At 49.5% G+C, this 11,498-nt stretch carries 11 protein-coding genes, 2 tRNA genes and 1 pseudogene; 8 read left to right on the top strand and 6 right to left on the bottom strand.

Annotation, left to right across the window (positions count from 1 at the left end; genetic code table 11):
- A partial coding sequence (locus tag Q3886_RS04940; protein ID WP_301860059.1) for a virulence RhuM family protein occupies positions 1 to 1,043 on the top strand: 1,043 nt, incomplete at its 5' end.
- A 30-nt stretch (positions 1,044 to 1,073) separates the two neighbouring features.
- Here the strand turns inward: Q3886_RS04940 and Q3886_RS04935 are convergent.
- Positions 1,074 to 1,447, bottom strand: a pseudogene (locus Q3886_RS04935) (ISNCY family transposase); the annotation flags it as partial.
- A gap of 49 nt (positions 1,448 to 1,496) precedes the next feature.
- Between Q3886_RS04935 and Q3886_RS04930 the strand changes: the two are divergent.
- Positions 1,497 to 2,423, top strand: coding sequence for a hypothetical protein (locus Q3886_RS04930; RefSeq protein WP_301860058.1), 927 nt, complete (start codon positions 1,497 to 1,499; stop codon positions 2,421 to 2,423).
- Positions 2,424 to 2,665: 242 nt separating this feature from the next.
- Complete coding sequence (locus tag Q3886_RS04925) at positions 2,666 to 3,037, top strand: hypothetical protein (RefSeq protein ID WP_301860057.1); 372 nt, start codon at positions 2,666 to 2,668, stop codon at positions 3,035 to 3,037.
- Between the two features lie 96 nt (positions 3,038 to 3,133).
- Here the strand turns inward: Q3886_RS04925 and Q3886_RS04920 are convergent, their stop codons facing one another.
- From Q3886_RS04920 to Q3886_RS04900, 5 genes are all read right to left on the bottom strand, one after another.
- Complete coding sequence (locus tag Q3886_RS04920; protein WP_301860056.1) at positions 3,134 to 4,099, bottom strand: YafY family protein; 966 nt, start codon at positions 4,097 to 4,099, stop codon at positions 3,134 to 3,136.
- Between the two features lie 171 nt (positions 4,100 to 4,270).
- Positions 4,271 to 4,344 (bottom strand) — tRNA-Gly (locus Q3886_RS04915).
- A gap of 133 nt (positions 4,345 to 4,477) precedes the next feature.
- Positions 4,478 to 4,568 (bottom strand) — tRNA-Ser (locus tag Q3886_RS04910).
- A gap of 93 nt (positions 4,569 to 4,661) precedes the next feature.
- Entirely contained in the window at positions 4,662 to 5,420 is a 759-nt protein-coding gene (locus tag Q3886_RS04905; protein WP_301860055.1) for a DeoR/GlpR family DNA-binding transcription regulator, read from the bottom strand.
- 103 nt (positions 5,421 to 5,523) lie between these two features.
- The gene (locus Q3886_RS04900) at positions 5,524 to 6,459 is read right to left on the bottom strand and encodes a YitT family protein (RefSeq protein WP_301860054.1); all 936 of its coding nucleotides are present in this window, start codon (positions 6,457 to 6,459) and stop codon (positions 5,524 to 5,526) included.
- A 206-nt stretch (positions 6,460 to 6,665) separates the two neighbouring features.
- Between Q3886_RS04900 and ispE the strand changes: the two genes are divergently transcribed.
- The 5 genes from ispE (at position 6,666) to Q3886_RS04875 (ending at position 11,349) form a co-directional block, all read left to right on the top strand.
- Positions 6,666 to 7,559, top strand: a complete 894-nt coding sequence (gene ispE / locus Q3886_RS04895; RefSeq protein ID WP_301860053.1) for a 4-(cytidine 5'-diphospho)-2-C-methyl-D-erythritol kinase — start codon at positions 6,666 to 6,668, stop codon at positions 7,557 to 7,559.
- Positions 7,543 to 8,301: a GntR family transcriptional regulator gene (locus Q3886_RS04890; protein WP_301860052.1), complete on the top strand. Its 759-nt coding sequence runs from the start codon at positions 7,543 to 7,545 to the stop codon at positions 8,299 to 8,301. The genes ispE and Q3886_RS04890 overlap by 17 nt, the downstream gene beginning before the upstream one ends.
- 15 nt (positions 8,302 to 8,316) lie before the next feature.
- Positions 8,317 to 8,478 (top strand): hypothetical protein, encoded by a 162-nt coding sequence (locus Q3886_RS04885; RefSeq protein WP_301860051.1) that lies wholly within the window; start codon positions 8,317 to 8,319, stop codon positions 8,476 to 8,478.
- A gap of 56 nt (positions 8,479 to 8,534) precedes the next feature.
- Positions 8,535 to 9,836 (top strand): nickel-dependent lactate racemase, encoded by a 1,302-nt coding sequence (gene larA / locus Q3886_RS04880; protein WP_301860050.1) that lies wholly within the window; start codon positions 8,535 to 8,537, stop codon positions 9,834 to 9,836.
- Between the two features lie 112 nt (positions 9,837 to 9,948).
- Positions 9,949 to 11,349 carry an FAD-binding oxidoreductase gene (locus Q3886_RS04875; RefSeq protein ID WP_301860049.1) on the top strand — a complete coding sequence of 467 codons (1,401 nt, stop codon included), beginning with the start codon at positions 9,949 to 9,951 and terminating at the stop codon, positions 11,347 to 11,349.
- The last annotated feature ends 149 nt before the right edge of the window (positions 11,350 to 11,498 follow it).

Here is an 11,498-nt window from a genome sequence, read left to right as displayed (position 1 = left end):
AACAGAAAAAAGATGAAATTACCATTCGTTCCAGCGCGGCAGAATATCTGACTTACGCTGCATCTGTCGGCGATCAACCAGACAGTATTGAAATGCGTTATGAAGATGAGAATATCTGGCTGACACAGAAGATGATGGCTGTATTGTATAATGTGGATGTTCGGACTATTAATGAGCATATTAAAAAGATATATTCTGATTCTGAACTTGAGGCAGATTCAACTATCCGGAATTTCCGGATAGTTCAAACTGAAGGTTCGCGTCAGGTTACCCGTGCTACTAAGCATTACAATCTTCAAATGATTATTGCTGTTGGCTTTAAGGTAAATAATGAACAAGCCGTGCAGTTTCGAAAATGGGCTAACGGTATCGTTAAAAACTATACCATCAAAGGCTGGGTCATGGATAATGAACGCCTGAAAAATGGTGGATCTGTGCTTACCGTAGAATACTTCGACCGTTTGCTTGAACAGATTCGAGAAATCCGTTTGTCTGAGCGCAGATTTTATCAGAAGATAACAGATATCTATGCTACCGCTCTTGATTATGACCGAACAGCAAAAACAACAAAACAGTTCTTTGCAAAGGTGCAGAATAAGATGCATTATGCAGTTCACGGACACACTGCAGCAGAATTAATTTATGAGCGAGCGGATGCAGATAAGCCTCACATGGGACTGACTACCTGGGCAGCAGCACCGGAAGGAAAGATTGTAAAAAGTGATGTCAGCGTTGCGAAGAATTATCTTTCAGAGAAGGAAATGCGCTCATTGGAGCGTATTGTATCAGCTTATCTGGATTTGGCAGAGGATCGTGCAGAACGTCATATCCCAATGACGATGGAGGATTGGGCAAAACGACTGGATCTATTCTTGATGGCAGATGACAGAGAGGTTCTGCAGGATGCAGGTAAAATCACTGCTGAGATTGCAAAGACAAAAGCCGAAACTGAATTTGAAAAATACCGTGTCATTCAGGATAGACTGTTCATGTCTGACTTTGATAAGTACATGCTGGAACTGGAAGAGAAGTCGAAGAAGTAGCAGTATTGTATAATGGGCCTATGAATTCAGCCATACCGGCTTCCCCTGTGCATTTAGCAACCGGTAATATTGGTGCTGAAACTGGATGCAGTGCCCGCGCAGTCTATGGTTCGCTCCTGTAATACCGCCAGCATTTGATTCAGCTTCTCTGGTGTCGGTTGCATTTCAAAGACCGATCTGGTACCATAAAGAGGCAAGCTAAATTGTGTGTTGAATTCTTTTATGTAGGAGTTTAAGAATTCATTGGCAGCCTCTATGGTCGTAATGCCTGCCAGGCGTAGTTCTACGGGCAGGCGCGACTGTAGGGTCTGGTTCAGGCGTTCTACGCGGCCTTTGGCCTGAGGAATGCTGGTAGTATCTAACAGAATCCCTAACTGCTTGCAGGCGTAGGCAAACTGGGTATAGCGAGGCGGAAATCTTGCTTACAAATATATTATGCGAGGAGGAATACTTATGTCGCGTAAGACAGAAAAAGCGCTGCATGCATTTCATGCGTTTCTGGCAGAAAAGGCGCCGCAGGGGATCAGGGATGAGGCAGAATTACAGCGGCTGACCCAGGAATTTTTTGCTGCCTATAATGAAACCTTAGCTAATGGAGCAGACAGTACAGATGAAATGGATATGTATGATTATCTGGAACTGGCAGACCAGTCCTCATCAAAGCACAAAAAGAAACAGTATCTGGAACAGGCTGCAGCATTGGCGCCAGATAATATGGATGTCAAACTGGCCCAATTGGAAGTTGATGCCAAAAGTCCCCTTGATTTTGTAGTGGCCCTGCCGGCACTGATTGAAACAGAACGAAAACGATTGAAGCGGGAGCAGCTGTATACCAATAGCCGGGGAGATTTTTGGATGGTCTTTGAGACACGGCCCTATATGCGGCTGCTGCAGCGGTATATGATGGCGCTGATGGACTGTGGGATTTTTATCAAAGCCATCGAAGTTGGCGAAACCATGATGGGGCTGAATAAAAATGATAACCTGGGGATTCGCTATACCCTCATGGTGCTGTACGCTAAAACCAGTGATGAAACGAAGGCACTGAAACTGTACCATCTCAATTCGGAAGAAGAGAATTGTCCATCGTATCTTCTGCCGCTGGCATTGTTATATTTTAAGCTGGATAAATGGGGTATGGCCAAGTCATACCTGAAGAAGTTAAAAGAAACGTGTCCAGGTACGAAGAAATTCATTCGTGCTGTCAAAAAGGGGGATATTGAGTTGTTGGATACGATGTATAATCCTTCTGGGTATACGATGGGGACGGCAGAAGAATTGCTGGATTGTTATGCAGGACATCAGCTGCTCTACCTGTCAGAGTTATTTTTCTTCGAATGGGCTGATGAAGCGTTGATTGTTCATCGGAAGAAGAAATAAAACGATTGAATATATGACAGAAACAGTAGCACAGGCAGCCTTTTATTACAGGGACTGCCTGCGTTTCGTATGTATAGATATGTCGTATCTGCTTCTATGCCAACATACAATTTGACTCTTTATTGCGTGTTGGTATAATAAATACAAGCTTTTTTGTAGCTGCAGTAGTATTATATAGCATAATTTTGGAGTATATTCATCATCATTTGAAGGAGATATTCCATGAGATAGGGGGATTTGAAATGCCATTTGTTCCTGTGTTAGCGATTACGGCGGTATATCTTTTGATATATCGTACGACCTATTTTAAGAGAAATATTAAGCGGAACCACCGCGAAGTATGGTTTGGTCTCCATGTTGTATTAGGGGGTGCTTCGGCTGTTTTGGCGGCCCGGCATTTTCTGTTTAAAATGCCGTTCCTGCCGGTTATACCGCTGCCATTGCTGCTAACAGGCATTGCTATGCTGGCGCTGTTTGTTGTTCAGATCGGTGTTGGCGTGTACATGAAAAAGCATCCTAATGCCCGGTTATTTGCCATACATCGTGTGATTCCGCTGGTCTTAATCGGCGCAGCGATTGTCCATGCTGTCGTATTAAAAGCCATTTACTTTTAACTGTAGCATAATGAACACATAGCGTGACGAAACAGGGATACGGACTGGTACGGTTTGTATCCCTGTTTTGTATGCCTGCTGTGTGCTGGACAGGTGCTACAGCACCTGGACGGTATTGCCCTGGCTTCGGAGCCACATATCGATGCCGTTGCCGTAGACTTCGGCAGAGACCGTATAGACGCCGTCTTTCTCGGATTCAATGACGGCCGTCGGCAATCGGTCCAACACGGCATTAATATCGGCGCCGTTATAGGTGAAGCGCACTTTTCGCAGTTTGCCGCTGTACATGAACTGAATGCGCTTGCGAAATTCTCCTTCCTGAAAGCGTTCGCTGTAAGGCGTCCGAAAGGTTTCAGGGAGGACGACGACCTGTTTGATGCGGTCGAGGCGGTAAATGGTGGGATTGGCGTCGTTCAGCGTATACAGTACGTCTTTTAGTTCCGCATCTTCAATAAAGGCGGCCACGTAGAAGTAGTACTCGGAAAACATGATGGCTGCGGGCTTGATTTTCCGGCACACTGTTTTCTGTTCTTTCAGGCGGGTGTAGTGAATTTCCAGGTAATGACTGCTGCGGATGGCTTCGCCAATGGTCCACATCGTATCGATGAATACGGTCTTGTGCCGGGGTTCTACGTAGTGAAAGGCTTCGTTATTGATCAGCTCCTTAATCTCTTTCTGCTTGGTTTTGACGACGCAGCCGGAAATGAGGCGGTCCAGCATGCTGGTCATTTCCTGTTTCGTAAAGGCCCGGCTGTCCAGCAGAATTTTGCAGATTGCCAGAATTTCGCTGTCCGTCAGGGTCGGGTGGTTGAGGTCCCGCAGTTCGTAGCCCTTTTTGCGGCGGTTATAAATGACTTCTTTGGGAATCATCGTGTCGTTTTGCTGGAAGCTGTTGCTGAAGAATTCCTGAATATCCTGAATGTCCCGCTGAATACTGCGGACTGTGACGCCCTGTTCCTGTGCTTCTTCTTCGGCGTGGAGACAGTTGCCGTTCAGCAGCTTGGTATACAGGCTGAGGGTGCGGCTGATTTTATTGTATGTGCCATGTTCTTTTTCTGCCATGAAGGTATCCTTCTTTCTGTACATGTTGTGTACGGTTCATTTCTTGCCTCCAGTATACCAGATGACAGGTACAAAGTGTGTCACTGCGTTTAATTTTTTTGCATAGGTCCTGCGATTTCTGATAAAGCATGCAAAAAGAGCCTTTACCGATGGCTGGTAAAGGCTCTGGTGTGGAGCGGATGAAGGGGATCGAACCCTCGTACCAAGCTTGGGAAGCTTGTATTCTACCACTGAATTACACCCGCACGATGTCGTACCTTGCTTAGTATAGCAGATGGAAACGGTAGTTGTAAAGATAGGAATGCCATTTTTTTGCATGTTTTGCAGCAGATATAAAATGAGCAGCCCTGTTATGCAGAGCTGCTCAATCCAGGAATCTGGCGGAGTGAGAGAGATTCGAACTCTCGCAGGCCTTGCGACCTCTAACGATTTAGCAAACCGTCCTCTTCAGCCTCTTGAGTATCACTCCATGTCGTTAGCTGACTAGGTCATTATACTATGGACAGGAGGTCTTGTCAATATATTTTTTCCCTTTTGTCATGGTCCGGGAGAGAACTCCTGCTTACTCAATAATCAGCCCGGCGCGGCAGTAGCGGTCACGGGTTTCGGTGCTTACATTATCATCCATGAGGACCAGCGGCGTCTGGCGCAAGGGAAAAATCTGCTTTTTGGCCATCAGGTCCAGTTTGGTGGAATCCATGACGGCAATGGTTTTCCAGGCATTTTTGGCCATGACCTGCATGATGGGGATTTCATGGAAGCGGAAGTCCGTCAGCCCGGCCTGACAGTCCAGGGCGTTTACAGCGAGAAAGCAAATATCCGGAAAATACGTTTCTGTTTCCCGCAGACAGCGGCTGCCCCAGGTGGAGCGTTCTTCACTGTCCCATTCGCCGCCAATGAGATGAATACTGCATTCCGGGCTGTTGGAAGCGGCTTCGGCGGCGGCAATATTGTTGGTAATCAGGGTGCAGACGATACCGGTCCGGGCGATTTCTTCGGCTAAAATGGTCGTCGTCGTACCGGCATTGAGCATAATCGTATCGCCTTTGTGGATGCGGAGGACAGCTTTGCGGGCAGCCTGCCGCTTTAAGTCATTGTGCAGCACTTTGCGGCCGTTGAAATGGGAAAACTGCTGAGATTCCCGCAGGGCCTTGGCGCCGCCGCGGACGTACTGAATCAGTCCGGCCCGGTCCAGTGCTTTCAGGTCGCGGCGAACTGTGTCGACTGATACGTTGAGCAGTGTGGCCAGTTCTTCCAGTTTGACGATGGAGCGGCAGCTTAATTCCTGTAAAATAATATTTTTCCGTTCTTCCTGTAACATAGGGGATTCTCCTTTCGGGCAGCGGCGATGGGGGGCTATGGCGTTATAAAAATCGAGCAGATGTACGTGAAACCGCACAGGTTCTGCTCGATACTGTAGTGGATTAATATTCGGGAGGAGGTGACTTTTTGGTCCGCGGCATGGACATGGAATCGCCAGGATAGGCGTGATACTTGATCTTGGGCCCTGTAAAGCCGCGGCCCACAACTTCCGAGGCGTCGCTGATAATCATAAAGGCACTGGGATCCATTTTGTGAACCAGCTCTTTTACTTTGGATACTTCCGTCAGTTTAATGACGGCGTAGATAATGCGTTTGTCCTGCATCGTATAAGCGCCCTGGCCATGGAAATAGGTAGCGCCGTGGCCGATGTAGCGCATGAGCAGGTTGGCAATGTCTTCGGCGCGGTTGGAAATAATGATGACTGATTTCCGCTGCTTCAGGCCGATGACGACCTTGTTGGTAATGAAGGTGGCAATATAGGCGCCGACAAAGGTGAGGACGGCCATTTCCAGGGAGAACATGTAGGCTGCGCCCAGAAAGATGACCGTGTTAATGGCCATGACGACATTGCTGATTTCCAGGGAGTAATATTTCTTGACAATAGCACCAACTACATCAAGGCCGCCGCTGTTGCCGCCGTATTTGTATAAAATGCCAAAGCCGATGCCCGATATGAGGCCGCCGGCAATGGCGGAAATGATGGGATCTTTGATGATTTCCCACTCTGCCAGAAAGGCTGTAGCGTCGATTTCAGCAGAGAACATGAAGGTGCCGACAATGCTGAGAATGGTGTATTGCCGCCCCATGAATTTATAGCAGGCTATCATGACTGGTATATTTAAGATAAATACCAAGGTGCCTACGGGAATGCCCAGAATAAAGTAGAGGACTACGGCGACGCCGCTGATGCCGCTGCTGAGCAGGTGATGAGGAATAAAAAAGGCATTCAGCCCGATGGCGGCAATAAGTCCGCCCACAAAGGAAGCGACGTACGGAATGGCCAGGCGTTTCCACGAAAGAGTGTGCGTGTTTTTCATGATCTTTGCTCCTATTGGTATACAGAAACAATTGTAAAATACAAGAAAAAACGATATAATAAATCGTGTGCCTTCTTCACGAGGATGGGAGATAAGGGATCGTCTTCTAGAGAGATACCTGCACTGTCCCATCATTATACCATAAGAGAAAAATTTAATTCAATACGGGGAGAAGGGAATTTTGCAGGTGAAATGGAGCGGCAGGGATGATCGAAGAATGGGGCTACGGCAAGATCAATTTAGCGTTGGAAATTACAGGGCGGCGCGATGATGGCTATCATACCATAGATACGGTCTTTCAATCCGTAAGTCTGCGTGATCGGATTCAGCTGGAACGATCGGATCAGTTCCGGTTAACCTGTTCTAATCCGCAGCTGTCCTGTGATGAATCCAATTTGGCCTACCGGGCTTTTGCCGCGTTGAAGTCATATTACTCAGGGCCGCATGGTGTGTCCATTCATATTGACAAACAGATTCCTCTGGCCGCTGGTCTTGCCGGCGGCAGTACGGACTGCGCCGCTGTACTGAGGGGCTTAAACCGGTTGTGGAATCTGGGCCTTTCGACAAAGGCGCTGTGCCGTATTGGCGCATCTCTTGGCGCCGATGTCCCCTTTTGCATCTGCGGCGGAACCATGCGGGGAAGGGGCATTGGCGATGTACTGCAGCCCCTGCCGGCCCTGACGGACTGGGAAGTCCTGATTCTGCATCCTCATGTACCGGTCTATACGGGCCGGGCTTATGCCCTCTTTGACGAGCATCCCTCGCAGCTTCGTCCTGTGGCCGTCGATGCCGCCGTTACAGCTGCAGAAAAAAGGGATTGGACGGCTCTTATCCGGTCTATGGGCAATACCTTCGAAGAGCTGGTCATTCCCGGCGTACCGCAAATTGACATATGCCGGCAGCTGCTGCGGCAGCAGGGCCTTCGCCCACTCATGGCCGGCAGCGGTCCTACTGTCTTTGCCGTAGTGCCGCCGCAACGGGACGGAACGATGCTGTACCGGCAGATATGTCAGGAAGCAGCACAGCAGGCCATAGGAATCGACGTGTATCAGTGCACATTAGTCAGAGGTGACAATAATTCGTATGATGAAAACGGATAAACAATATAAACTGGAGCCTATTCAGCTGGATGCCTATAAGCCCCTGCGCGATGTCGTCAGCGAAGCCCTGCGGCAGGCGATTAAGGACGGCGTGCTCCAGCCGGGAGAACGGCTGATGGAAATTCGCCTGGCTGAAGAACTGGGCGTCAGCCGCACTCCTATTCGCGAGGCAATCCGCAAGCTCGAGCAGGAAGGCTTTGTCGTCATGGTGCCGCGGCGGGGGGCCTATGTAGCTGATATTTCCCTGAAGGATATTTCTCAGGTTTTTGAAATTCGCGGCGCCCTGGAAGAACTGGCTGCCGGCCTGGCAGCCGAACGGATTACGCCGGATGAACTGGAAAATCTGGAACGTATTCTGGTGGAAATTAACGAATACATGGAGCATGATGACTTTGAAAAAATCGTCGACGCTGATGTACGCTTCCATGATGCACTGTATCAGGCCAGCCGCAATCAGCGTCTGGTCGATATTCTCCATAATCTGCGGGAGCAGATGCTGCGGTTTCGTTCGATTTCCATGCATTATCCGGGACGGCTGGCAGCAACGTGGGAAGAACATCGCCTGATGGTGGAAAATATTGCCGAACATAACAGTGTCATGGCCCGTCGGGTAGCGAAAAAGCATATGGAAAACTCGGAAAAAACGCTGCTCAAAGGCATCCAGCAGGATGAAGAGTCGGCTCGTCAGATTCACGAGTTATTTCCCCATACAGCGAAAAAAACGGACTGGCAGGATACATAAAGCGGGGCGATCGGCATGCTGCTGCACATCATTCACATGCTTCATCACATGCATCACCGGACTCACCATCTGGATGAATTTGAAAAGCAGTTATATATCATAACCATGGGTCTGTTCGCATTGCTGTTTATACGGACTCTCGTCGCCCTGTACATGGGGCGATGGAATTTATTTTGAAGAGTTATACATATAAAACGTTATATAGTTACGTATTACGATAAAGAAGGTAGCATATGAAATCATTTTCTCTTCCCTGTGGAAAAGGAATCCAGACCGTGTCTCTGGATGAATCCCATCTGTTGTATGATCTTCACGGCAACGACGTGCCGGAAGTAACTGATGAAGCCGCAGCGGTGCGCAAAGCCCTGCGTGAACCTGTCGGCACTGCACCGCTGCGCGATGTTATCCAGGCGACAGATACGGTAGCTATCGTTGTCAGCGACATTACCCGTCTGGTTCATACGGATGTCATGCTGCCGGTCATCGTGGAAGAACTGAATAGCATCGGCGTGCAGGATGCTCAGATTACGGTCATTACGGCCCAGGGGACGCACCGCGCCCATACGCCGGAAGAAGACGCCATTGTCTGCGGCAGGGAGATGGCCCGGCGGCTGCGTATTGTCAATCATGACAGCCGCAATCCGGACCGGCTGGCCTACGTCGGCACGACGACGCACGGCAATGCCATTTATCTGGATGCCGAAGCAGTCAAGGCCGATAAGGTCATTCTGACCGGTTCCGTTGCGTTTCATCCCATGGCCGGTTTTGGCGGCGGCCGCAAGGCAGTGCTGCCGGGGATTTCCGGCTATGAAACGATTATGCGCAATCATGCCATGGCCTTGACGGAAGAACTGGGCGGCGGCTGTAATCCCCTGTGTGAAACGAGCCTTCTCGAAGACAATCCGCTTCACGATGATATGCGCCAGGCTGCAGCATTGCTGAATCCGGCTTTTCTGGTCAATACGGTGTTTACGGCTGACGGCGGGCTGTATGAAGTTGTCGGCGGCCACTGGTACGATGCCTGGAAAAAAGGCTGTGATGACTTGCTGCGCATTGCCAGCGTGCCTATTTCCGCCCAGGCTGATGTGACAATCGGCTCGGCCGGCGGCTATCCCAAGGACATGAATCTGTATCAGAGCATGAAAGCCCATATGAATGCTGTCTTTGCTACCAAGCCCGGCGGCATTATGATCTTTACGCTGGACTGCCCGGATATTAAGGAACCGGCTATTTTTACAGACTGGTTCTTCCGCAGTGATATGGCTGCTTTTGAAACGGATTTGCGGGCTGATTTTTCCATTCCCGCCTTTGTCGCTTTCAAGTCTCGCTGTATTATTCAGTCCATGAAGCAGGTGTATATCGTTACGCGGCCGGAAAATTTTGATATTATCCGGCAGAGCGGCCAGATTCCGGCAGCAACGCTGGAAGAAGCCTGGGCCATGGCCAGGAAAGAGCTGGCAGCAGAAGGGAAAGAAGACTATACAGTCACCGTCATGAGCCATGCCGCAGCGACGTTCCCGGTACTGCAGAAGTAGGGAACAGCTGACGTGATGGCAGCATTGGTCCGTAGAAATTTGGTTTTTCAGGAGGCTGCATTATCTGTGGCATCCTGCAGCATTTATAGATAAAAAGGGGATTTTAAGGGAAATGGCATCATATAATCCAGTTACGGAAGAAGTATTACAGGCCTTGCGAAAGGCCGTAGGCGACAAATACGTCAAAACCGACGCAGATGTACTGAAAACCTATGAAGGCGATGAAAGCCTGGCGCCGTCATTCTGGCGCCTGCCGGAAGTCGTCGTGCTGCCGGCCAATACGGAAGAAGTGTCGGCAGTCATGAAGATTGCCAACCAGTACAAGGTGCCGGTGACGCCGCGCAGTGCCGGCACGAGTGTCAGCTGCGGCGCTGTACCGGTATACCACGGTATTGTCCTGCTAATGGAACGGATGAATCATATTCTGGAAATGAATGAAGACGGCATGTACATGGTTGTCGAAGCCGGTGTCCGCACCATTGACATTCAGAACCTGGCCCACTCCAAGGGTCTCATGTATGCCGGCGATCCGTGCAGCTCGGACAGCTGCCTCATTGGCGGCAATCTGGCAACCAATGCCGGCGGTAATAAAGCCGTTCGCTACGGTACGACGCGGCATCAGGTCTATTCTGTGGAAGTCGTCCTGCCCAGCGGCAAAGTGACGACCCTGGGGGCCACGCTGAAGAAATGCTCCACCGGCTTTTGTCTGGACCAGCTCATTATTGGTTCTGAAGGGACGCTGGGCATTATTACCAAGGCCACATTGAAACTGGTTCCCCTGTGCCCGTATCGTCTGGATGTGCTGGCCGTATTTACAGATCTGGCCAAAGCGACGGCACTGGTGCCGAAACTGGTCAAGGCCGGACTTAATCCGACATCGGTCGAATTTATGGACAATAACTTCGTCCGCAGTGCCAGCGATTACAGTGAACTTCGCCTTCCTCATTATGAAGACGGCTGCTACGATATTATTTCCATTGAAACCTTTACGGAAGAAGAACTGGACGACAAAATGGATAAACTGGCCGCTATTTGTGAAGAATGCGGCGCTACCGACGTCGTTGAAGCAGATGACCGGGTCTGGAAGGTGCGGAGAAACTGCCTGGAAAGTACGCGGGTCTTCTCCAAAGTGGCTACGTCAGAAGATCTGGTCGTGCCGGTGACGAAGATTGCCGACTGCATTCAGACCTTGCTGAAAGAAAGCAAGAAATATGACTTCCGCCTGTTCTGCCTGGCCCATGCCGGTGACGGAAATCTGCATTTCCAGATTTTGAAGTGCCATATGTCCGATGAAGAATGGGAACGGCAGCTGAAAGAATTCCGTGCCATGGCCTATCGGTACGTATATGGCCTGGGCGGCCGCCTGTCCGGCGAACACGGCATTGGCTTTAAACGGCTGCACTACATGGAAGAATATACAGATCCTGTCGAACTGGAACTGATGAAAACGATTAAAAAGGCTGTAGATCCCAACTGGATTCTGAATCCGGGCAAGGTCATTGAAGAAGAATAATTATATATGAGACTGCATATGGCACCGCATCTTCTCCTGGAATAGCAGGAGGGGATGCGGCTTTTGCGTTACTGTGGCAGAGCGGGAGAGGCTGAAGAAAAAATAACACTTTTTTGTCGTCTTTTGCGTAAATCACGACTTCTTTATTG

It is taken from the genome of uncultured Megasphaera sp. (genome assembly GCF_958350005.1).
Taxonomy (GTDB): Bacteria; Bacillota; Negativicutes; order Veillonellales; family Megasphaeraceae; genus Megasphaera.
Note: the sequence above shows the minus strand (reverse complement) of the source record. Positions and strands in the feature narration are given on the sequence as shown.

What these genes read in the sequence shown, in the direction of transcription:
- Q3886_RS04930 (WP_301860058.1), top strand. Translation starts at nt 1,497, where the DNA reads ATGTCGCGTAAGACAGAAAAAGCGCTGCATGCATTTCATGCGTTTCTG.
- Q3886_RS04920 (WP_301860056.1), bottom strand. Translation starts at nt 4,099, where the DNA reads ATGGCAGAAAAAGAACATGGCACATACAATAAAATCAGCCGCACCCTC.
- Q3886_RS04900 (WP_301860054.1), bottom strand. Translation starts at nt 6,459, where the DNA reads ATGAAAAACACGCACACTCTTTCGTGGAAACGCCTGGCCATTCCGTAC.
- Q3886_RS04905 (WP_301860055.1), bottom strand. Translation starts at nt 5,420, where the DNA reads ATGTTACAGGAAGAACGGAAAAATATTATTTTACAGGAATTAAGCTGC.
- Q3886_RS04875 (WP_301860049.1), top strand. Translation starts at nt 9,949, where the DNA reads ATGGCATCATATAATCCAGTTACGGAAGAAGTATTACAGGCCTTGCGA.
- larA (WP_301860050.1), top strand. Translation starts at nt 8,535, where the DNA reads ATGAAATCATTTTCTCTTCCCTGTGGAAAAGGAATCCAGACCGTGTCT.
- Q3886_RS04925 (WP_301860057.1), top strand. Translation starts at nt 2,666, where the DNA reads ATGCCATTTGTTCCTGTGTTAGCGATTACGGCGGTATATCTTTTGATA.
- Q3886_RS04890 (WP_301860052.1), top strand. Translation starts at nt 7,543, where the DNA reads ATGATGAAAACGGATAAACAATATAAACTGGAGCCTATTCAGCTGGAT.
- Q3886_RS04885 (WP_301860051.1), top strand. Translation starts at nt 8,317, where the DNA reads ATGCTGCTGCACATCATTCACATGCTTCATCACATGCATCACCGGACT.
- ispE (WP_301860053.1), top strand. Translation starts at nt 6,666, where the DNA reads ATGATCGAAGAATGGGGCTACGGCAAGATCAATTTAGCGTTGGAAATT.